The sequence below is a fragment of the Ascidiimonas meishanensis genome (genome assembly GCF_037782385.1).
GTDB classification, from domain to species: domain Bacteria; phylum Bacteroidota; class Bacteroidia; order Flavobacteriales; family Flavobacteriaceae; genus Ascidiimonas; species Ascidiimonas meishanensis.
In genome coordinates this window covers 1-24,443 of record NZ_JBBEXD010000012.1, presented here as the reverse complement: position 1 = coordinate 24,443, position 24,443 = coordinate 1, and the positions used below count along the sequence as shown (strand labels likewise).

Annotated in this window: 15 protein-coding genes; 14 read left to right on the top strand and 1 reads right to left on the bottom strand. The window is 36.7% G+C overall.

Annotated elements, in window-relative coordinates; translation table 11 throughout:
• The first annotated feature begins 28 nt into the window (after nucleotides 1-28).
• The 8 genes from tpiA to WBG07_RS17140 all read left to right on the top strand — a co-directional run bounded on the left by tpiA (nucleotide 29) and on the right by WBG07_RS17140 (nucleotide 10,720).
• Nucleotides 29-778 carry a triose-phosphate isomerase gene (gene tpiA / locus WBG07_RS17175; RefSeq protein ID WP_340203069.1) on the top strand — a complete coding sequence of 250 codons (750 nt, stop codon included), beginning with the start codon at nucleotides 29-31 and terminating at the stop codon, nucleotides 776-778.
• 5 nt (nucleotides 779-783) lie between these two features.
• The gene (locus WBG07_RS17170) at nucleotides 784-1,308 is read left to right on the top strand and encodes a GNAT family N-acetyltransferase (RefSeq protein ID WP_340203067.1); all 525 of its coding nucleotides are present in this window, start codon (nucleotides 784-786) and stop codon (nucleotides 1,306-1,308) included.
• A 3-nt stretch (nucleotides 1,309-1,311) separates the two neighbouring features.
• Entirely contained in the window at nucleotides 1,312-2,139 is an 828-nt protein-coding gene (gene prmA / locus WBG07_RS17165) for a 50S ribosomal protein L11 methyltransferase (RefSeq protein WP_340203065.1), read from the top strand.
• A gap of 15 nt (nucleotides 2,140-2,154) precedes the next feature.
• Nucleotides 2,155-2,430, top strand: coding sequence for an ATP-dependent Clp protease adaptor ClpS (locus WBG07_RS17160; protein WP_340203063.1), 276 nt, complete (start codon nucleotides 2,155-2,157; stop codon nucleotides 2,428-2,430).
• 119 nt (nucleotides 2,431-2,549) lie between these two features.
• Nucleotides 2,550-4,199 carry a solute:sodium symporter family transporter gene (locus WBG07_RS17155; protein WP_340203061.1) on the top strand — a complete coding sequence of 550 codons (1,650 nt, stop codon included), beginning with the start codon at nucleotides 2,550-2,552 and terminating at the stop codon, nucleotides 4,197-4,199.
• Nucleotides 4,200-4,204: 5 nt separating this feature from the next.
• Nucleotides 4,205-7,003, top strand: coding sequence for a triple tyrosine motif-containing protein (locus tag WBG07_RS17150; protein WP_340203059.1), 2,799 nt, complete (start codon nucleotides 4,205-4,207; stop codon nucleotides 7,001-7,003).
• A 142-nt stretch (nucleotides 7,004-7,145) separates the two neighbouring features.
• Entirely contained in the window at nucleotides 7,146-9,446 is a 2,301-nt protein-coding gene (gene bglX / locus WBG07_RS17145; protein ID WP_340203057.1) for a beta-glucosidase BglX, read from the top strand.
• A gap of 443 nt (nucleotides 9,447-9,889) precedes the next feature.
• Entirely contained in the window at nucleotides 9,890-10,720 is an 831-nt protein-coding gene (locus tag WBG07_RS17140; protein ID WP_340203055.1) for a M57 family metalloprotease, read from the top strand.
• Nucleotides 10,721-10,826: 106 nt separating this feature from the next.
• On the opposite strand, the gene purU is transcribed toward WBG07_RS17140, so the two are convergent.
• Complete coding sequence (gene purU / locus WBG07_RS17135) at nucleotides 10,827-11,681, bottom strand: formyltetrahydrofolate deformylase (protein WP_340203054.1); 855 nt, start codon at nucleotides 11,679-11,681, stop codon at nucleotides 10,827-10,829.
• Between the two features lie 163 nt (nucleotides 11,682-11,844).
• On the opposite strand from purU, the gene WBG07_RS17130 reads away from it, so the two are divergent.
• From WBG07_RS17130 to WBG07_RS17105, 6 genes are all read left to right on the top strand, one after another.
• Nucleotides 11,845-15,264: a methylmalonyl-CoA mutase family protein gene (locus tag WBG07_RS17130; RefSeq protein ID WP_340203052.1), complete on the top strand. Its 3,420-nt coding sequence runs from the start codon at nucleotides 11,845-11,847 to the stop codon at nucleotides 15,262-15,264.
• A 70-nt stretch (nucleotides 15,265-15,334) separates the two neighbouring features.
• Nucleotides 15,335-16,486, top strand: coding sequence for a helix-turn-helix domain-containing protein (locus WBG07_RS17125; RefSeq protein ID WP_340203050.1), 1,152 nt, complete (start codon nucleotides 15,335-15,337; stop codon nucleotides 16,484-16,486).
• 99 nt (nucleotides 16,487-16,585) lie between these two features.
• The gene (locus WBG07_RS17120) at nucleotides 16,586-18,127 is read left to right on the top strand and encodes an alanine/glycine:cation symporter family protein (RefSeq protein ID WP_340203048.1); all 1,542 of its coding nucleotides are present in this window, start codon (nucleotides 16,586-16,588) and stop codon (nucleotides 18,125-18,127) included.
• A 190-nt stretch (nucleotides 18,128-18,317) separates the two neighbouring features.
• On the top strand, nucleotides 18,318-19,712 hold the full coding sequence (locus WBG07_RS17115) for a hypothetical protein (protein WP_340203046.1): 1,395 nt from the start codon (nucleotides 18,318-18,320) through the stop codon (nucleotides 19,710-19,712).
• A 369-nt stretch (nucleotides 19,713-20,081) separates the two neighbouring features.
• Nucleotides 20,082-23,495, top strand: coding sequence for an RHS repeat domain-containing protein (locus WBG07_RS17110; RefSeq protein ID WP_340203044.1), 3,414 nt, complete (start codon nucleotides 20,082-20,084; stop codon nucleotides 23,493-23,495).
• 13 nt (nucleotides 23,496-23,508) lie between these two features.
• A partial coding sequence (locus WBG07_RS17105; RefSeq protein ID WP_413788835.1) for a DUF6443 domain-containing protein occupies nucleotides 23,509-24,443 on the top strand: 935 nt, incomplete at its 3' end.

Here is a 24,443-nt window from a genome sequence, read left to right as displayed (position 1 = left end):
ATATAACTAAATAAAGAAACAAAATATCATGAGAAACAAAATTGTTGCAGGAAACTGGAAAATGAATAATGACCTTGCAGAAACAGAAGCTTTAATAACTGAACTAAAAAATACATTAGATGCTACTGATGCTGAGGTAATGATAGCGCCAGCGTTTACCAATTTGTTTCGTGCTTTTGAAACATGCCGTCAATCTAATATAGAAGTAGTAGCACAAAATATGCATTTCGCTGCAAATGGCGCTTATACAGGTGAGGTGTCGGCAAGTATGTTAAAGAGTGTAGGTGTTAATACGGTAATTCTTGGTCATTCAGAAAGAAGAGCCTATTTTGGTGAAAATGATGAGCTTTTAGCTAAAAAAGTAAATACAGCACTTGAAAATGAAATGCGCATTATATTTTGTTTTGGAGAAGAACTAGAAGATAGAAAAAGTGATAAGCATTTTGAAATCGTTGAAAGCCAGCTTAAAAATGCTTTATTCCATTTAGAAGCTGCTGCCTGGGATACTATCGTGTTGGCTTATGAGCCTGTTTGGGCTATAGGAACTGGAGAAACAGCTTCTCCAGAACAGGCTCAAGAAATGCATCAATTTATTCGTAAGACAATTACCGCTGCATATGATGAAGCCTTAGCCTCTAAAATTTCAATTCTTTATGGGGGCAGTGTGAAACCAGCAAACGCTAAAGAAATTTTTTCAAAGCCAGATGTTGATGGAGGATTAATAGGAGGAGCGTCTTTAAAAGCTTCAGATTTTGCCTCTATTATAGCAGCAATTTAGGGTGAATGGAGGAATTAGAGCTAGTTGAGGTTACCATAAAAGACCTACATGTTCTAAGAGAGTTAAGTATTCATACCTTCTCTGAGAAGTTTTCTGAAGGTAATAACAAGCAAGATCTCTATTCTTATTTGGAGAGCGCTTTTAGTAAAAAGCAGCTATCTAAAGAGTTAATAAACAAGAACTCGCACTTTTATTTTGTAAAGTTAGGGCAGTTGATTGTTGGTTATTTAAAACTCAATATAGGAGATGCTCAAATAGAATTAAAAACAGAGAATAGTGCAGAATTAGAACGTATTTATGTCTTAAAATCCTATCAAAGAAAAGGAATTGGTCATTTTTTAATCAATTTTGCTATTGAATGGGCTGTTGAGTATAAATTGGATTTTATATGGCTGGGAGTTTGGGAAAAGAATGACTCGGCTATTAGATTTTATGAAAGACATGGCTTTACTGCATTTGGTGTTCATCATTTTATGGTAGGAACAGATAAGCAAACAGACGTAATGATGAAACTTAAATTAAGAGAATAATCAATGAATTACTATGAATACAGATTTGTGGTGTCACCTAAGGATCCTGGAGAGGATATTTTGGCGGCGCAGCTGGGTATTTTAGGTTTTGAAAGTTTTCTTTCTGAAGAAGATTCTTTAATGGCCTATATTCCAGAGACAGATTGGAAGCCTGAAATTTTAGAAGAATTATACTTTCTCAAGAACCCTAATTTTACCACTAAATTTACTTACAAACAAATTGAACAACAAAACTGGAATGAGGAATGGGAGAAAAATTTTCATCCCATAGTTGTAAATGATCAATGTTCTGTTAGGGCTCCATTTCACGAAATACCTAGTACTAAGTTCGATATTGTAATAGAACCAAAAATGAGTTTTGGAACAGGGCATCATGAAACCACGCATATGATGATTGAGCATATTTTAAAGCTTAATGTAAAGGATAAAACTGTTTTGGATATGGGTTGCGGCACAGGAATTTTAGCAATTTTGGCTGATATGAAAGGTGCAAAAAAAGTAGATGCAATAGATATAGATAATTGGTGTTATCAAAATTCATTAGAGAATATAGAAAGAAATAATTGTCAAAATACTTCTGTTTATGAAGGAGATTCATCTTTATTAAATGCTCAAAAATATGATCTAATTATCGCAAATATTAATAGAAATATTCTGCTTGAAGACATAAAAGTCTATACTAAGGTTTTATCTGGAAAGGGGATACTTCTTTTAAGTGGTTTTTATGAAAAAGATATCATAATAATTGATGAATGCTGTGTCAAGTATTCGTTAAAATTAACTGAAAAATTGGAGAAGAATTCTTGGGTTTCTTTAAAATACGTAAATTAGCAAAAAATTCCCCAGATGAGTACACAGGAAAAAAGTTTAGAAGATCTGCTCATTTTAGAAGAGGTTGACAAGCAAAATGAGATCATTCTTTTTAATGATGATGTCAATACATTTGATCATGTGGTAGATACGTTAATCTACGCATGTGATCATACTCCTGAGCAGGCAGAACAGTGTTCTATTATTGTTCATTATAAAGGAAAGTGTACGGTTAAAACCGGTCCTTACGAAGAATTAAAACCCAGATGTAGTAAGCTCCTTCAGGCTGGTTTAAGTGCAGAAATTGTCTAATTTTTAGCACTTTTTTTTTACATTAAAAAACACTTAAAAAATAAAAGGTGTATTTTTAGCATATTTCACTCCCTTTAATTTAGTAATCCATTATATTAGGGCTTTTAAATTTTCGGTATATGGCATTTGTTACTTTTGCAGGCTTTACTCTTCTCGTAGGATTGATCTCATATTTTGCAACCCGAAAAACCGATGAATCCTCGTCTGATGGATATTTTCTTGGCGGCAGAAGCCTTACAGCTGGGGTTATAGCAGGTTCACTTTTATTAACCAATCTGTCTACAGAACAAATAGTTGGTTTAAATGGACAGGCATATGAGCAAGGTATTTTAGTAATGGCTTGGGAGACTCTTGCAGCTATTGCTATGGTAGTTACGGCACTGTTTTTATTACCTCGTTATCTAAAGGGTGGAATTACTACTGTACCTCAATTTTTACAAGACCGTTATGATACCACAACAAAGACAATAACGTCTTTATTGTTTTTATCTGGTTATGTGGTGGTGTTTTTACCAATTGTTTTATATTCTGGATCTTTAGCCATTGTAACGATGTTTAATATACCAGAAGAATTTGGTATATCTCATTCCACAGCCATTTGGTTATGTGTGTGGGGTATTGGTATTATTGGATCTATTTATGCGGTTTTTGGTGGATTGAAGGCGGTGGCGGTGTCAGACACAGTGAATGCCGTAGGATTGTTAATTGGAGGAATACTAATTCCTATTTTTGGATTAATGTACATTGGAGATGGAGATATGTTGAGTGGGCTTACTACGTTAATCAACTCAAATCCAGACAAATTTGATTCCATAGGAAGCGAAACTAGTTATATTCCCTTTGGGACTATTTTTACAGGGATGATGCTAGTGCAATTGTTTTATTGGGGAACTAATCAAGCAATTATTCAAAGAGCGCTTGCCGCTAAAAACCTTAAAGAAGGACAAAAAGGCCTTTTATTAGCAGCCTTTATAAAAATATTAGGGCCACTAATAGTAGTACTACCTGGTATTATTGCTTTTCATATTTTTGGTGGAGATCTTGAAATACCAGATCAAGCATATCCTAAATTGGTAAATACGGTATTGCCTCTTTCACTAGTAGGTTTCTTTGCTGCGGTTCTTTTTGGAGCTATTTTAAGCTCTTTTAATAGTGCTCTGAATAGTTCAGTTACTCTTTTTGGGATTGATATTTATAAAGAATATATAAACAAAGAAGCTTCAGAATCAACCATTGTAAAATATGGAAAAGCTTTTGGGGTATTTCTGGCTGTTTTATCTATGTTAATTGCTCCTTTTATAGCAAATGCTCCAGATGGTCTTTTTGGATACCTTCAAGAAGTAAATGGATGCTATAGTATACCAATACTTACCATTATTGTGGTTGGATATCTTACCAAAAGAGTACCAGCGCTTGCAGCAAAAATTGGAATTATTTCTGGCGTAGTATTATATTCTTTAAGTCAGTTTGTATTAAAACCTCATTTTATATCTAAAGCAGTAGAAGCTGCTAAAGCTTCGGGGATTACAAACCCAGATCAACTTAAAGAGGTTGAGATACTCGCCTATCCGCATTTTCTTCATATAATGGCAATTCTTTTTGTTTTAAATATTTTGATTATGTTAGTGATAGGTTTTATTAAACCTCGTAAAGTAGCCTTTGATCTTCCTTATACAAAGCAAGTAGAAATTACACCATACAAGTTTGTTAAACCTATAGGTTTAGGTATTATAATTACAGTAATCTTTATTTATATCTATTTTTCATAAAAATCATGCAATCGTATATAGGTGCCATATTTTGGCTTTTCACTTTTCTTTCTTTTAGTCAGGATCTGCCGCCTATTATACAATATTCTTATAATCAATATGGCGGAGGAAGTCAGAATTGGATGCTTTCTCAGAATGAAGAGAAACATGTTTTTGTAGCAAATAATGAGGGATTACTTCATTTTAGTGGTGAAAAATGGCGACTCTATCCTTCTCCCAATGAAACCATTCTGCGTTCTGTTAAATGTGTTGGAAATAAAATCTACACCGGCGCATACATGGAGTTTGGATATTGGTCTTTTGACAATCAAAAGGAACTCGTTTATACTTCTCTTAGCGATCAAATAAAAGGAAAAATTATTGAGGATGAACAGTTTTGGGGCATCATTGAATATGATCAATGGATGCTGTTTCAATCACTTGATCGTATTTATCTGTATAATACGAATAAAGACACCTTTGAAGTTATAGATACACCTTCTGGAATACTCAAAATATTTAAATCAAAAGAAACGGTATTATTTCAATCCAATGATAATTCGCTTTATGAAATAAGAAATGGTACATCACATTTAGTTTCAGCAGATGTGAATATCAAAAAAAACCGGATTATAAATGTTTTTGATCATCCAAGAGGTCACTTGTTGCATACCCGTAATAATGGTTTTTACCTCTTTAAAGATGGAGAAATAAGTAAGTGGAATACCGAAACCGATGAGTTGCTCAGTAGTGTAAATGCTTATAGTAGCATCCAACTAGAAAATAAAAATATTGTTATTGGAACCATAGCTAAGGGAGTTATTTTGCTCAATTCTAAAGGAGAATTAGTAAATCAAATCAGGCAGGTAGACGGACTGGGCAATAATACGGTACTTTCTTTATTAGAAGATACATCAGGAAATCTATGGGCTGGTCTGGATAATGGGATCAATTGTGTAAATCTAAAATCTGCAATCCGCACTTTTAATGACGATTCTGGAATTTTAGGAACTGTTTATGCATCCATGTTTCACAATGAAAATCTTTATGTGGGAACCAACCAGGGGCTATTTGTTAAATTAAAAAATGGTGCTAGAAGTTTCAAATTAATAGAAGGAACTGGAGGACAGGTATGGTCTTTGTTTACGCATGATAATACACTTTTTTGTGGTCACGATTTTGGAACGTTTATAATTGAAAATGGAAAAGCAGCCTTATTGAATGGTTCTTCTGGCACCTGGCACTTCTCTGCCGTAAAGAACAAACCTGAAATATTGCTTCAGGGCGGGTATAACGGATTTAGTGTGCTTAGAAAATTTGAAGATAAATGGATTTATTCAAACAAAATAAAAGACTTTAATCTTTCTTCAAAACACTTTGAATTATTGAATGATAATGAAGCATTTATGAGTCATGAATATAAGGGTGTTTTTAAAATACTGTTTGACAAAGATTATAAACGGGTTATAAGTTCAGAAGAATTAGAATCTCCTATAAAAGGTAAAGATGCAAGTCTTGTTAAGTATAATGACAATCTCTACTATTTTTACCGAGAAGGGATTTTTAAGTATCATAAAAAAGAGGCTACTTTTTATAAAGACACTCTTATTAGTAATATTTTTAAAGATGATAAATACATTTCTGGAAAGATGGTTGTTACCGAAGATAACAGATTGTGGTTATTTTCTCGTAATAAAATAATACACATAACGCCCGGAAAATTAAGTAAAGAACCGGTCATTGATTTTCTATTTATTCCCTTAATGCTTCGTCAAACAACTACAGGTTATGAAAATGTAACATTGATAGATGATCAGACCTTTTTATTTGGTGCTAACGATGGTTATTTTCTAGTAGATTTATCATCTTATAAAATTTCAAAAGGTCTCATAAGTATTAACAAGATAGTTCAAAAAAATGCGGATGCTACTTCTAGAATAATAGCGTTTGATGAAGAAGCACAGCTTCCGTTTAAAAACAATACGATCGCTTTTGAATATGGCACACCAATTTACGACAAATATAGTATTACAGAATATCAATATTATCTTGAACCCTATAATGAATCATGGAGTAAGTGGAGCGAGGAGAATCATATTAATTTTGATAACCTTCCTTTTGGCGAGTATACATTTAAAGTAAGGTCTAGATGTGGAAAAAATCTTAGTGAAAATGTCGCTTCGTTTAGATTTACGGTACTAAAACCTTGGGCCTTGTCTACAAAAGCATTAGTGCTATATTTTATCTTATTTGTTCTATTAGGATTTCTTATCCATTATGCCTATCGTTCCTACTACCGTAAGCAAGAAGCTGCCCTTATAGAGGAGAATAGTAAAAAACTAAGATTACAGCAGCTTGCCAATGAGCAGGAGATTGTTAAAATGAGAAATCAACAGTTACGTCAAGACATAGAAAGCAAGAATAGAGAGTTGGCAGTTTCCACAATGAACTTAATTAATAAGAACGAAATTTTAGGACAAATTAAAAAGAGCTTAAAAGTACAGGAGGAAAAGGGCGTTAATTTAAAATCTGTATTGCGAATAATAGATCAGAATATTAATGAAGAAGACAACTGGAATATATTTAAAGATGCTTTCAATAATGCCGATAAAGACTTTTTGAAAAAGGTAAAAAAGAAGCATCCTGCTTTAACGCCCAATGATTTAAGACTTTGCGCTTATCTAAGGTTAAATTTATCCTCAAAAGAAATAGCGCCTTTACTCAATATATCGCCTCGAAGCGTAGAGATAAAAAGATATCGTTTGCGAAAAAAAATGGAATTGGTACATGAGAAAAGCCTCGTGGAATACATTTTGGAGATCTAAAGTACTTGTTTTAAGGTTGCCTGATTCCAAGAATTATAATTTCAATACAATTGAAGTAAAACAAGTTGATTAAAAGCAGACAATAATTAAAGGCTTTAATACTATTAAAATTCTAGTTTTTTAAAATAAAAAAACAAACTTTATGAGTTATTTTACAAAATGTGCAACTCTCTTGATATGCAGTTTATTACTTTTTAATTCCTGTTCTGAAAAAAATAAAAAAGCAATGTCAAACATCAGTGGTAATGATGAGATAGAGAAAAAAGTAGACTCTGTTTTAAAATTGATGACTCTTCCTGAAAAAATTGGACAAATGAATCAGTATAATGGCTTTTGGGATGTTACAGGCCCCGCTCCAAAAGAAGGCGACGCTGAAAAAAAATATGAAGACTTGAGAAATGGTCTTGTAGGTTCCATGTTAAATGTAAGAGGTGTTGAGCAGGTAAGAGCAATTCAAAAGATAGCCGTAGAAGAAACACGTTTGGGAATACCATTAATTATTGGTTTTGATGCTATTCACGGTTATAAAACCTTGAGTCCAATACCTTTGGCAGAAGCCGCAAGCTGGGATTTGGAGGCAATACGCAAGTCGGCAGAAGTATCTGCTGCTGAAACAGCTGCTGTTGGAATCAACTGGACATTTGCTCCAATGGTAGATATCTCAAGAGATCCAAGGTGGGGCCGAGTGATGGAAGGAGCTGGTGAAGATCCTTTTCTTGGGAGTAGAATAGCAGAAGCCAGAATCAAAGGTTTTCAAGGAGAAGATTTAAGTGACCCCTTTACAATAGCTGCCTGTGCTAAGCACTTTGCAGCATACGGTTTTGTGGAGGGTGGCTTAGATTATAATACGGTAGACATAGGCACTTCTACTTTATATAATGTAGTGCTACCACCTTTTAAAGCCGCAGCAGATGCCGGAGTTAAAACCTTTATGAATGCTTTTAACGTTTTAAATGCAATCCCTGCTACTGGAAATAAGTTTTTACAAAGAGATATTTTAAAAGAAGATTGGAGTTATGATGGTTTCGTAGTGTCTGATTGGGAGTCTATAGAAGAAATGATTTGGCATGGATATGCTGAAGATGCAAAAGAAGCTGCTTACATAGCTGCAAGCGCAGGCTCTGATATGGATATGGAGTCTGCTTTATATTTAGATAATCTAGAGGTATTAATAAAAGAAGGGAAAATTAAAGAATCCTTAATAGATGATGCAGTTCGTAGAATTTTAAGAGTGAAATTTGAGTTAGGTCTTTTTGATGATCCTTATAGATATTGTAATACTCAAAGAGAAAAAGAGACGCTGGGAAAGAAAGAACATCATGAGGCAGTTTTGGATATGGCTTTAAAATCTATTGTCTTATTGAAGAATGAAAACAACTTATTGCCAATTAAAAAAGAAGGTCAGAAAATAGCACTAATTGGTGCTTTAGCTAATGATAAAAATAGTCCTTTAGGAAGCTGGCGGCTAGCCGCAGATGATAATACTGCTATTTCAGTACTGGAAGGAATGAACGAATATAACGGTAATTCTATGAGCTTTGAAAAGGGACCTAACTTAATTAAAGGAAAGCCTTCTTTCGTTTTGGAGACCGAAATAAATACAACAGATAGAACAGGTTTTGAAGCGGCAGTGAACGCAGCTAAAAATTCAGATGTTGCAGTACTGGTGTTAGGGGAATACGGATATCAAAGTGGCGAAGCCCGTAGTCGTGTGTCTCTAGAATTACCGGGAATGCAGCAAGAATTGCTTGAGGCAGTCTATGAGGTGAATAAAAATGTAGTACTGGTTTTAATGAATGGTAGACCTCTTATTTTAAATTGGGCTGATAAAAATATTCCAGCAATTGTGGAAACATGGCAATTAGGCACACAAAGCGGACATGCAATCGCAAAAGTATTATATGGTGATTATAACCCATCTGGCAAGCTTCCAATGAGTTTTCCAAGAAGTGTGGGTCAAATACCAATTTATTATAACCATAGAAGCACTGGTAGGCCAGAACAAGATGAAGATTTGGTTTTTTGGACTCATTATGGAGATGTTGAGAACTCTCCTCTATACCCTTTTGGGTACGGTTTGAGTTATACTACATTTGAATACAAAAATCTCGAGTCAGATGCCATGAATTTTAAGGGTGATAAGTCAATTACATTTCAGGTAGAAGTTTCAAATACCGGAGCTATAGCTGGCAAAGAAGTAGTACAATGGTATCTCCAAGATATTGCAGGAAGTGCCACTAGACCTGTAAGAGAGCTAAAAGGGTTTGAATTGGTTACATTAGAAGCAGGGCAATCTAAAGTAGTGTCTTTTACCATAAACAAAGAAACCATTACATACTATTCAGGTAACAATCAATGGGAAGCAGAGCCAGGAACATTTAAAGTATATGTTGGTGGCAATTCAAATGCATCCTTAAAACAAGAATTTAATTATATAAAATAAACAAAAGTTGCTGCAAAGATAAGCTGCTGTATTTCCGTATGAGTTTATTTTAAAATATTAGAAAAATCAGTAATTTAATTTTTGTTTAGGGTTTTTAACCTTCTTTAATTTGAGGGTTAACCGTAATTTTTACGCATTATTTTAATGTGTTTTACTTGAGAGTAAAAATTAACATTTACGGTATTTACCTGATTTTTGCAAATGTATTTCGTCGATAAAACCTCTCCCCATAACGATTTGAAAACTCTTTCTTAACATTGCATTTAATTTATCAAAACCGCAATTAACCTGAATTTTTGTTAAAAGATTCTTTGTTTAACTGATTTTAATTCAGTAAAATTAATTTTTTTGTAGATTTGTTGCATAATTAGCAAGATATAAAGTGTATGCAATAGTCAGTTATTTTTAGCTAATTGTTAACATAAAATCAAAAATCTCACAAAATGAAAAATCTTAATTTAAAAGTTGTAATGTCTTTCCTAGGATTAGGTTTGATATTTGTTTCTTGTAACAAAGACGAAGCAACAGAAATCAACAATTCTCAGGCAATAGCACCTGAGGTAATTGAAAAAGTGAAATCACTTGCACTGAATCCTGAGGGAATGACTATTCAAGACGTTGAACGTCCAGATGGTAGCACAGAAACTGTGTACATGGTAGAAGGTGATATCGCTATTGCTGCAGAGCAGTTAGAAGCAATGAGTATCTTTGAAGGTATAACTTCAGAACAGTACCGTACAAATAATTTAGTTAGTTCCCCACAGACAATAACAGTCATTGGATATACCGGAGGGTCTTATGCTTTAACATCAAAAATGCGTACCGCTTTAGGTTGGGCTATTGACAATTACAATGCTCTTAATATTGGGCTTAATTTTTCATTGAGTTTTAGAGCAAGTACTAATGCGGATATTGTAGTTTATAGAAATTTTCAAAACTCAGGAGCAGGTGGATCAGCGGGTTTTCCTTCAGGAGGAAGTCCTAATAAGTATGTACAAATTTTTGCAGGGATGCAGAATTATGATACCAATGTAAATGAACATGTAATAGGTCATGAAATTGGTCATAGTCTGGGTTTAAGACATACAGATTATTTTAGTCGCCAAAGCTGTGGTGGGTTCCAAAACGAAGGAGATAGTGGAGTTGGAGCTATTTATATTCCTGGAACTCCGTCAGGATTTGATCCTAATTCTTTAATGTTATCTTGTTTTAGTCTCGGGGAAGACGGTGAGTTTGGTCCGTTTGATATAGTAGCATTAGAGTTCTTATATTAAATTTAGATTAATCCAAAAAAGTATACACTTTAAAAAAAAGAGCGCGTTATGCGCTCTTTTTTGATTCATTTAAATAGTAAGTATTTTCCTTATGACTAGATTTTACTCAAGTGAAAACAATGGTTTTATTGTTGTAGACCATTGTTTTTCTTGCCAAATGCAATTTTATCGCTCGTGAAAGTACTATCTTCTCAAGATCACGTCCTTTTGCTATAAAATCTTTAATGGTATGTACATGACTTACCTGAGTAGTGTCTTGTTCGATAATAGGGCCTGCATCTAATTCTTCGGTAACATAATGGCTGGTAGCTCCAATAATTTTAACCCCACGTTCAAAAGCCGAATGATAAGGTTTGGCGCCTGGAAATGCGGGAAGAAAAGAGTGATGAATATTGATAATTCGATTTGTATAATGGCTAATTAATGAGCCCGAAACAATTTGCATATACCTTGCTAAAACAATGAAATCTACTTTGTGAGCTGCTAATAATTCTAATTGACGTTGTTCTGCGGCAACTTTAGTTTCCTTAGTCACGGGGATATGAAAAAAAGGAATCTCAAAATTTTCTGCAATAAACCCTAAGTCTTTGTGATTACTTATAATAAAAGGTATTTTTACACCAAGTTCTCCAGAACGGTACCTTGCAAGAATATCAAATAAACAATGATCGTATTTTGATACAAAAATAGCCATATTGGGAATGTTTTGAGCATCAAATAACTGCCAATACATTTTGTATTTTTTAGCCAATGAACTGTGAAAATTGGATTCAAAACTCGCTTTATCAAAAGTAGGGTTTTCAAAAGCACATTCTAGACGCATAAAAAAAGCTTTATGCTGGCTGTCAACATGTTGGTCTATGTAAGTGATGTTTCCAGATTGTTGTTGCACAAAACTGGTGACAGATGCGATGATGCCTTTTTGATCTGGACAATGAATAAGTAATGTAAGATGATTCATTCGTAATTGAATAATTAAAATTGATCAAGAAATAAAAATTTAAAATTACTTCAAAATGCAAAGGTTTTAATTAGACATTAAATTTTTATATAAATATGAGTAATACATCAATTTTTTTGAGAATTCCGTAAATTGCACCCTTAAATAACTCGTTTAATTATCAATGGAACAAATAAAGCCCTATCAGCCCCAAAATAAAGTAAGAATAGTTACTGCTGCCTCTCTTTTTGATGGGCATGATGCAGCCATCAATATCATGCGACGGATCATTCAGTCTACTGGAGTAGAGGTTATTCATCTGGGGCACGATCGCAGTGTAGAAGAAGTGGTGAATTGTGCCATTCAAGAAGATGCCAATGCAATTGCGATGACTTCCTACCAAGGTGGGCATAATGAGTATTTTAAGTACATGCATGATTTACTTAAGGAAAAAGGGGCAGGTCACATAAAAATATTCGGTGGAGGTGGAGGTACCATACTTCCAGACGAAATCAATGCCTTGATGGACTACGGAGTTACCCGAATTTACCATCCAGATGATGGGAGAGCTATGGGATTGCAAGGGATGATTAATGACCTCGTTCATCAATCTGATTATGCCATTGGAGAGAATGTGAATGGTGAATTCGCAAATATTTCAGCTTCCAATCATAGAGAGATTGCAAGAGTGATCTCTGCTGCTGAGAATTTCCCTCAGAAACATGCAGACGCTTTAGCTAAGATAAGAAGTGAGGCAAAAACAATTCAGATACCCGTTTTGGGAATTACCGGAACTGGAGGCGCTGGAAAGTCTAGTTTAGTAGATGAACTAGTGCGAAGGTATCTTATTGATTTTGAAGATAAAACAATTGCAGTAGTGTCTGTAGACCCCTCTAAAAGAAAGACAGGAGGAGCTTTACTAGGAGATCGGATAAGAATGAATGCTATTAAAAATAGCAGGGTGTACATGAGGTCTCTGGCAACCAGACAGTCTAATCTTGCCCTATCCAAATATGTAGATGACGCCATCTCTATTTTGAAAGTAGCTGGTTTTGACTTAATCATTCTAGAAACTTCAGGGATCGGACAAAGTGATACAGAGATTCTTGATCATTCAGACGCATCCTTATATGTTATGACTCCAGAATACGGAGCCGCTACTCAATTAGAAAAAATTGATATGCTTGATTTTGCAGATGTAATAGCCCTTAATAAGTTTGATAAAAGAGGTGCATTAGATGCTATTCGGGATGTGAAAAAACAATATCAGCGAAATCATCAATTATGGGATACTAATACAGAAAAAATGCCGGTTTATGGAACCATTGCCTCTCAGTTCAATGATCCGGGAACCAATACTTTATATAGGGTATTAATAAATAAGGTGAATGAAAAAACGGGAGCCGGATTTGAAAGCTCTTTTCAGATTACAGAGGCAATGTCTGAAAAACAATATATAATTCCGCCTAATCGTACACGTTATTTATCGGAGATTACCGAAAATAACCGGGGTTATACCAAAAGATCTGAAGAGCAAGTGAAAGTGGCACAGCAACTTTTTGGCATCTTTAAAACAGTAGAGACATTAGCAGAGAAAACACCCAAACTCACTACCTATGGAATTGAAGTTGAAACGGTAGCTGCTAGCACACAAGATTTTGTAGATTTATTGGTCAAGGAGTTTGACAGGGTTAAGATGAATTTAGATCCCCATCATTGGGAAACCCTTTTGAATTGGCAAGAAAAGGTGAAGAGATATAAAGATCCGGTATACACCTTCAAAGTAAGAAATAAAGAAATAAAGATTGAAACGCATACAGAATCGCTGTCTCATATTCAAATACCTAAAGTAGCTTTACCGCGCTTTGAAGCATGGGGAGATATTTTAAGGTGGATTCTTAAAGAGAATGTACCTGGAGAATTTCCATTTACCGCAGGTATTTATCCATTTAAAAGACAAGGAGAAGACCCCACTCGTATGTTTGCCGGAGAAGGCGGGCCAGAACGTACCAATAGACGTTTTCATTATGTAAGTATAGGATTGCCCGCAAAGCGTCTATCTACTGCATTTGATTCGGTTACCTTATACGGTAACGATCCAGATTATCGTCCAGATATTTATGGAAAGGTAGGTAATTCTGGTGTTTCCGTTTGTTGTTTAGATGATGCCAAGAAATTGTATTCAGGGTTTAATCTGGCAGATCCTATGACCTCGGTGAGTATGACCATTAATGGTCCTGCACCTATGCTTTTAGGCTTTTTTATGAATGCCGCTATAGATCAGCAATGCGAATTGTATATCAAAGAAAACGGATTAGAAGAAGAAGTAGCCAAAAAAATAACGGCTATTTATACAAAGAAAGGAGTACAACGTCCTGAATATCATGGAGATCTCCCAGAAGGAAATGATGGTTTAGGATTAATGTTATTAGGAGTAACAGGAGATCAAATACTACCAGAAGCAATATATAAAGAAATTAAAGCCAGCACACTAGCACAAGTTAGAGGTACGGTACAGGCCGATATTTTAAAGGAAGATCAGGCGCAAAATACCTGTATTTTTTCTACGGAGTTTGCCTTGCGTTTAATGGGTGACGTACAGGAATATTTTATACAGCAAAAAATCAGAAACTTCTATTCGGTTTCTATATCAGGATATCATATAGCAGAAGCAGGGGCTAATCCTATTAGTCAGTTAGCATTTACACTGGCAAATGGCTTTACGTATGTAGAATACTATTTGAGCCGTGGTATGGATATTAATGAATTTGGGCCCAATCTGTCTTTTTTCTTTTCTAACGGAATTGATCCGGAATATGCGGTAATTGGAAGGGTGGCTCGCAAAATTTGGGCTAAAGCTATGCGTTTAAAATATGGAGCCAATGAAAGAGCGCAAATGCTCAAATACCATATTCAAACCTCTGGTAGGTCTTTACATGCGCAGGAAATTGATTTTAATGACATTCGTACCACTTTACAAGCCTTGTATGCAATCTATGATAATTGCAATTCACTACATACCAATGCCTACGACGAAGCCATCACCACACCAACAGAAGAGAGTGTGCGCAGAGCTATGGCTATACAATTAATCATCAATAAAGAATTAGGGCTTTCTAAGAATGAAAATCCTATTCAGGGTGCATTTATTATTGAAGAGCTTACAGATCTAGTAGAAGAAGCCGTTTATATAGAGTTTGATCGTATAACGGAAAGGGGAGGCGTATTAGGGGCTATGGAAACTATGTATCAACGTTCAAAAATTCAAGAAGAAAGCCTGTATTACGAAACCTTAAAGCATACCGGAGAGTTTCCCATTATTGGCGTAAATACCTTTTTAAGTAGTAAAGGCTCACCAACAGTACTTCCAGCAGAAGTAATACGAGCTACCGAAGAAGAAAAAGAAGAACAGATTCAAACCTTAAAAAATCTTCAAAAAGGCAATAAGGCAGCAGCCACAAAAAAATTAGAAAACATTAAAAGAGTTGCTGTGCAAAATGAGAACATCTTTGAAGAATTAATGGAAGCTTCTAAAGTATGCTCATTGGGTCAAATTACAGATGCACTTTTTGAAGTGGGTGGGCAGTATCGCAGAAATATGTAATTTTAATAGGTAAGATAACTGGTTTGTTTCAATTTAAGTATCTTTAAAATTGAAACAAATCAGCCAGCTAATGTTTGCCAGTATAGAATATAGTGTTACTGCACTTGTGTGTTTAATTACGGCCTTCGTTATTCAGCGAATCTATTTCAAAGAAAAAAAGAGAAACGCTTCTCAACTAGCCATTAACGGAATTAAATGGTTTGGTCTTGCTATTTTTATTTGGGGATTGGGCGCATTGCTTAATCTTATTTTGGTGTACGGTTTTTATTTTTCTGTAGACGATAAAACCATTATTTATTTAGGAGTCGTTTTTTCATTACTAAACTCCCTTTTTATTTTACTCTCCATCCCTTCCATTGAACATAAAGGCAACCGCAACATCGTTATACGAATGATAGAGCGCTTTACGAACCGGGAAGTATTTGTGATTTTTGGAGGACTATTTGCGATTATAGCGTTTGTATTTATTAGCGCTACTTTTGGAGGGACAGGCGCTATTAGCAATACCTATATCTGGCTTATAGATATCCCTATCTCACTAATTGTAGCCTTTATTCTATTGCAAGAACTCAATAAGGCATTTGCCAGTAGAAGTATGCAGTTTATGTATTTACCATCCTTTGCATTGTTTATACTGATTGTAATTGCAGTTTCTCATAGAATTTTTCCGGTTTCACAAGTGTCAGCATATATGGGAACGGAGGTTTGGCAGTCTTTTGGCATGATTACGGCTATTGTATTTAAATTTCTATTCATTGTATTGTTTACCATTTTACTCTACAGTTGGAAGTTTCTCTCAGAAACCGAACAAAGGCAAACGCAATTGGAAATGGTAATTCAAGAAAATAATGAGTTAAAGAAAACCAACCAAAGAAGCTTAACAGCCATAGAAAGTCATTTAGATACCATAGAAAACCTTAAAGTAGCACTCCATGATACGCGCGATTCTCTTACTCAATTAAAAGAAGATTCACGAATTGAATTATCAGATCGTCAAAAAGAAGTGCTCGCCAATTTATGGATTTGTAAAGGTAAAAAGTCGTATACCGAAATTGCAGATGCCATGCACATTAGTCCAGACGGATTTCAAGCCCATATCCATCAGATTAAAAAATTACTACAGATCAAGGGAGCAAGCGGTAAAGACCAGTTAATTGCATATGCAGAGGCTAATGAGTTAGGAAAACACGCTACCATTGCGCAAAATGAGAAGCCTACTTAAGTACGTACGTACGTATTTCAGGATTCGTTTTTAACCACTGTTTAATCTTTGATTGGAATACATCTTACTTCAATTTAGCAGCATCAAAATTTTATTCAGATGCTTCTATTACTTCACAAAACTATTTTCTTTTTTTTATCATCGTTTGTTTTCTCAGAGTCAACAGATCAATTAATTAATAAAAAGTTTCAAAATACAACCGGTTGGTTTGTAGATGCCATTAATGCAGAAATTCCTATTGCATCGTCTGTAGGGATTCCTTGGGTTTTAATCATCTTAACGGTAGGCGCAAGCTATTTCACCTTCTATTTTAAAGGCATAAATTTTAGGAGCTTTGTTACCTCCATCAAAATTGTAAAAGGAGATTATGATCATTTAGAAGCATCAGAAACAACAGTAACTAATGGGCATAATGAATCTAAAGGAGAAGTGTCTCATTTTCAGGCGCTCACTACTGCCTTGTCTGCCACGGTTGGTTTGGGTAATATTGGTGGAGTAGCCATTGCTTTGTCTATTGGAGGTGCTGGAGCTACTTTTTGGATGATTTTAATAGGACTTCTGGGAATGGCCTCTAAATTTGTGGAATGCACCTTGGGTGTCGCGTACCGAGAAGTAAATAAAGACGGAGTAGTTTTTGGCGGCCCTATGTATTACCTCAGTAAAGGACTTAAGGAGAAAGGGCTAGCAAAACTAGGGAAGTTATTGGCTGTATTATTCGCTATCATGTGCGTGGGAGGTTCCTTTGGAGGGGGAAATATGTTTCAGGCAAATCAAGCATTCAAACTATTTGAGAATGTTTCTGGTGGTACAGAAAGTTTTTTCTATCAGAGAGGATGGCTTTTCGGTTTGGTAATGGCAGTTTTGGTGGGAATAGTAATTATTGGGGGTATCAAGAAAATAGCTAAAGTGACCGATAAAATTGTACCTGCCATGGTAGTTACCTATATCTTGGCGATACTTATTGTAATAGGCGCAAATTATACATTGATTCCCCATGCATTCCAGCAAATTTTTGAAGGAGCGTTTAATCCTTCCGGTATCACAGGCGGTATTGTAGGGGTTTTGGTGCAAGGTTTTAGGCGAGGTGCTTTTTCCAATGAAGCAGGTATTGGGTCGGCGGCCATAGCACATTCTGCAGTAAAAACCAGTTTTCCAGCGAGCGAAGGCTTGGTAGCTTTACTAGAACCTTTTATAGATACGGTTTTAGTGTGCACTATGACAGCACTAGCTCTTATTATTACCGGGCAATTAACAGTAGGAGCAATGGTTTCACCAGAACAAGGTGTTTTGCTCACTTCCCAAGCGTTAGAAAGTACTATTTCATGGTTTCCTTATGTACTAACCGTAGCTGTAATTTTATTTGCCTTTTCTTCTATGATATCTTGGTCTTATTACGGTTATCAGGCTTGGACTTATTTATTCGGGAAGCATTTTTTAACAGGATACGTATACAAATTTCTCTTTTGTGGTTTTGTGGTGATTGGCGCTGCGGCAAGTTTAGATGCGGTGATAGGCTTTTCAGATGCCATGGTTTTTGCCATGATGGTTCCTAATATGATAGGTCTCTTTCTATTAGCCCCCAAGGTAGCTAAAGAATTAAAAACATATTATCAAGCAATTCAAGCTTCACGGTTTCCATAAATAAGGGTTAGTTTATGGTTGATTCAAATAAGAATGCTGTTCGGGTATTTATTTGAGGAATGAATGCCCTACAGGTACTTCGGTTTTTTTATCTTTACTGCATAGTCTTTAGATGAATCATGGTAATGGCAATGCGGCAAGATTTTTGATGCTTATCATGTAAGATTCCAGATAAAACAAGTAAGCAGCAATGAATAAATTCTATTTTTTTCTTTTTTTAGTACTAACTACCACAAGTCAAGCACAACAATTTAGCCTTAAAAAAGGAGTAGTTATTGATAAGGTTGCTATGGTTACAGATAGCACCGCTACCTATTCTATTTACCTCCCAGAAGCTTTTGAGATGAATAAAAAATGGCCGTTGCTTTTTGCTTTTGATCCAGAGGGTAATGGCAAAAGAGCAGTGAATGTTTTTAAGGAAGCAGCAGAAAAGTACGGTTTGATTGTTGTATCTTCTAATGTGATAAAGAATGATGTCTTAGAAAAGAATCTTGCTAAATTTGATAAGTTATCAATAGAAATTGCAAAAACCTACCCTTTACAAACCACGCGGATTTTTACTGCAGGATTCTCAGGAGGAGCGCGTTTGGCAACCACGATTGCTGTAATTACTAAAAAAATTGAGGCCGTAATAGCCTGTGGGGCAAGTTTTTCTACAAACGTAAACTATTATCCTAATAAGCATAAGTTTTATTTTGTAGGTATGGCGGGTAATGATGATTTCAACTATATAGAAATGGAATCTGCACAACAATATCTCAATACTAAAAGAATACCTAATGAATTTTTCACTTTTGATGGTGCGCACGAATGGCCGGATCAACAATTAGTAACCGAAGCTTTTCAATGGATTCAACTTAGGTATCACAAGAAATACAATAAGATTTCAAAAGAAGAACTTATAGAAAAGTATCAAACAGAAATAGAAAAAGCAAACAAACTTTCTACCTATAATAAAGAAAAAGCAATTGAACAATTTACAAGGATACAGACAAATTTTCATGTTCCATTAAATACAGATAGTTTAAAGAAAAATATTCGCTTGCTTAAAAAGGGTCAAGCGTACAAAACAAGAAAGAAAAAGGATAGAGAAGCTACATGGGAAGAAGAGGATTTGCGAAGCATGTATGCTCTTTATTTTAGAGATGATTTAGATTCTTTAAATTTTGATAATCTAGGATGGTGGGAAAGTCAGTTAAAACAAATAGACAGTTTTACCAAAAGCAAAGACTACTTTAAAAAAAGAACCGGAAAACGTTTAAAAGGATTATTAGCTACGGCTGCTAAAGAAGTAGCAATGACACAAAAAGATTCTACGGATACTCAAAAATGGCTGTACGCCACTATTTTTAGAACACTAGCAGATAAGGAGGATATACAGGCTTATTTTGATGTGATCCAGTATGCCGCTAAGAAGTTGGATTATGATATGGCTTTATTTTATACCGAAGAATTATTCAAAAATGGTTTTAAAGATTTAAAAACGCTCAAAACTATTCCTAATGCCTCTATATTCTTTGTATGTCCTCCCTATTTAGAATTGGAGGAAATATATTTTGGAGAACCCCTAGATAATACAGAATGATAACATTACGTTTTGTAGAAACCCTAATGAAATATTACTAGTAGCCGATGATTTAAAATAAAGCAAGGGCTAAACTCATACGTCATTTTCTTTAGTAAAAAATCACCAAAGTAGCATGCTGTAATTTGATACAACTTAGTACCTCACTGTTCATTTATTTAAAGAAATTAACAACTATTTTCACCTTATTTAGCTTGATTTTACAAGGGTAAAGTTCTTTTAAGTAGTAATTTATTATACTCAACATTAAAGTTAAATACTTCATAGGTTAATAAGATAATTCTATACTAAATTATTATTTTCCCACTAATTAATGTAGTTTTGGTATGCTTTTTGGTGCCTATATATTCCGCTAATCCCTTGTTTTTTATGAAGCAACTTTTCATGTCCTTGTTTTTTTGTGCTTTCTTATGTAATCTCATTTCAGCACAAGAGCCCCCAAAATTACCAGACGTAGTTCCACCATCACCCACCGCCTTTGAATTAGGCAAGTTTGGTGAAATACCCGTAGGCAAGTTTAATGGAACCCCCAATGTAAACATACCACTCTATACCTATAGCACTAAAAACATGTCTGTACCCATTTCGTTGAGTTATAGCAATGCAGGTATCCGAGTCAATCAAATTTCCAGTTGGGTAGGCTTAGGATGGAATTTAAATGTAGGAGGCGTCATAACCCGCATGGCAAAAGGAATAGCAGATGAAACCTATGGCGGAACAAGAGATTTCCCAGATGAAGCCATGAATGATTTTATCAATACCAACAACCACTTACATCCAGCTGCTACCAAGTTTATCTATGAGATGGCAGGCGCCAATAAAGACGGAGAACACGATGTCTATAATTTCAATTTTCAAGGCAATACAGGTCAGTTTGTCATTGATCGAGAAGGTAAAATGGTACTCTTACGCAATTCGGCACCCGTGAAAATAACCTCCCAAGGAATCCAGGCCAACAGAAAATTCTTTCTCACCACCTCCGATGGAATCCAATACGAATTTACCAAAACCGAACTCACCAGAAATTCAAATGAATGCGTCACCAGTGCTCCCGACAATAGCGCCATCACCGCCTGGTATTTAACAAAAATGACTCACCCTTTTGGAGACCAAATACACTTTGACTACACCCCGGTAAGCTATAATTACATAATGGGCAAGCGTCAAAACTATTCCAAAAGCTTAGGCAAAGGCATTGGCGACTGCTCCTGCCCAGACGACAATTATAGCAGCTGCAATCAATGGATCACCTTATCCGGTCAAAAACTAGTAAAGATTTGGTCCAATAATCCAGTAAACGGAACCATAAATTTTAATGCCACCTTAGCACATCCAGAGATCACCAACTATACCCTACTTCAAAATATGCAAGTAGTAAATCAAGCTAGCCAGCTCGTAGAAAGATTTGATTTCACCTACACCATCACCACCAATAATAGAGTCTTTCTAAATAAACTAACCCAAAAAAATCCCGCCCAAAAACACCACTTTAGCTATCACAACGAAACCAGCTTTCCCGCCAGACAATCGTACGCCCAAGATCATTGGGGATATTACAACGGCAAAAATAACAACACCACCTTACTGGTAAAACCCAATTCTGCCATCTGGAATAATGTCACCGGATTAATAGGCGCCGATAGAACCCCCAATGCCCTCTATACAAAAGTGGGCCTTCTTAAGAAAGTAACCTATCCCACCGCCGGATCAACCCAACTTATTTATGAACCCAACACCTATTACGGAGGCAAAACAACATACAAAGACACCATTTATCAGGTCAACTCCAATCCACAATCACCCACACTGTCTTCCACCATTTTATTCGCTACAGGCAATACTTACCAAAATACAGCAATCTATCCAACAAGAATCACCGGTTATGAAGATATAGACAACCTCTTATGCAATCAATGCACAGGAGAGGGTACCATTACCTTGACAGATCTTACCACCAATCAGCTCATCTCCACAAGTACAGTAATACCAGGTCAATCTATAGACATCCCTGTTACACTTACCAAAAATCACAACTATGAGCTAAAAATAACCACCACCGGAGCATTACACTACCTAGCACAACTACGCTATTTTGATGGCACCACCCTCATAGACAACCATACAGGACCCGGGATGCGCGTACAAAAAACCAAAGCGTACGATCCAGTAACCCAGCAAGAGATTGTCAAACGCTATTATTACACCCCCAGAGCCAATCGCTCCCTTTCTTCCGGCACCAACTACCGAGCGCCAAGATATGAAACCGCCACCATGACCGGTTTTGGATGCAGCTCCACCACCTCCGGAGGAGTAGGTTGCGGAATGAAATTTTGTTATTACAGCAACCTGAGTTCCAATACCGTAAACACCCTGGTAGACCAACGTGGAGGTATGATTTTTTACAAACAAGTAACCACCAGTTTAGGAGGCGACAACTTTGAAGCAGGAATGGAAGAACACGAATACATCATCCATCAATTAGATGCAAACCGCCAAGTATGGGGCTCAGGAGAATACAGCGGCGTGTCCATGCTATTATTAAATCAAGATGCCGCCGATAACGGCCTAGAGAAAAGAGTTGTCTATTACCGCAAAGATGGCACCACCAGTTTTACCAAACTATATGAAAAAGAAAACTTTTATCCCAAAGACACCACCTATCATTATGTAATCAACAACTACATAACCACCAGACTATACCAACCATTATGCGAAGCCCAGTGGCCCAACTATAGCTGTAAAACAGAAGACCTCAGTACATCCTACCCCTATATAACCTGCTCCACCAACCATGAACATTTTTGGAAACCCATCAACGGATTACGATGCGTAGCCGCAGGAAACAACAACCAAATCTCCTTCAAATACCATCCCTGCTATGGCAAGCCCATCAACTATACCATTCAAGTCAATCATAACACCATAGGCGGCACCCCCTTACCCATAGACATGATACAATACGATCATGTTTCCGAAAGATACCCATTAACACAAACCATGGAACGCTTCTACGATGAAAACGGATCCAACCCTCTGGAGAAAACCACCAACTACTATTACGACAATCCATTACACCTACAAATCACCCGAACAAAAGTCACCGATAGCAAAGGCGATACACTAGAGACCAAGGTATACTACCCAGATGATCTCGCAAGTATCACCGGTTTAACCCCCAGCCAAGAAAACGCCCTTAAAAAATTAGACCTAAACAACCAACACCGCGTTAGCCAACCCATACAAACCCAAAGTTACCGCAATGGCAATTTGTTAGCCACCCAACGCACCCTATTCAAAGATTGGGGTAATGAGATCCTACTTCCAGAAGAAATACAAACCCTTAAAGGAACCACAGGAACCCTAGAAAGTCGCATCCAATACCAACGGTATGACAACAAAGGAAACCCCTTAGAAGTATCCCAACCCAACGGCATGACCATTACCTACCTCTGGGGCTACGGCGGTAAATACGTAGTCGCCAAGATAGACAATGCCACCTACAACAGCGTCACCGCCCCAAGCATAGGCCTCAACCTCAATATCCTTGAAAACCCAAGCTCAGAAGCCGCCTTGTTGGCAGAGCTCGCCAAAATACGCACCGCACTCCCAGCAGCCATGGTCACCACTTTTGCCTACAAACCCCTGGTAGGAGTCACCAAAAAAGTAGACCCCCGAGGTCGTGAGACCACCTATAGCTACGATACTTACAACCGATTAGAAACCATACGCGATCACGACGGTAACCTCCTATCTAAAAACACCTATCACTATAAAAATCAGTAAAAAAGGAAGCACTATGAAACTACCCTTCACTTTCTGTATCATCCTTTTCACCGTTACCAGCACCCTAGCCCAAATAGGCGAAGGCGGCAATGGCGGCGGTACAACCAATTACTATTTTGATGGTGATAACGATGGTTGGGGAAGCCCAACCGCCCCCTTTGTCACCACCCCCACAAGCGGGTACGTCACCAACAACCAAGATTGTAACGATGCAGACGCCACCATCAACCCCACCACCCGCTGGTATCGCGATGCAGACAATGACACCTTTGGCGATCCCAACAATTGGCGCATTCAATGCACCCAACCCAGCGGCTACATTAGGAACAATACCGATTGTAACGACAACAACAACAACCTAAACCCCAACACCCGCTGGTACCAAGATGCAGATGGCGACGGATACGGTACACCCTCCGTTTATATCACCCGTTGCACCCAACCCACTGGGTACACCCTTAACAACCAAGATTGTAACGATACCAATGCCAGTATCAACCCCACTAAAAGCTGGTACCGCGATCAAGACAATGATGGTTTTGGCAACCCAGCGCAATCCCTTACCCAGTGCACCGAGCCCACAGGCTATGTAGCCAATACCGGCGACTGTAACGACAACAACAGCAACCTAAACCCCAACACCCAATGGTACAAAGACCAAGACAACGACGGTTTTGGAGACCCCGCACAAACCCTAACCCAATGCACCCAACCCCTAGGCTATGTGCGCAATAACAATGACAACTGCCCCGCACAACCCGGCACCAACCTAGGATGCAATCAAGACACCTATATACCAGTAGTACTCAGCAACAACCAAAACTACATCTATACCCAAGCACCCCAAAAAGCCATGACCGCCATTAACAGCACCACCCTAACCCATAATGCCGATGTATTAGAACACGTACAGTATTTTGATGGCCTAGGTCGCCCCATTCAACAAAT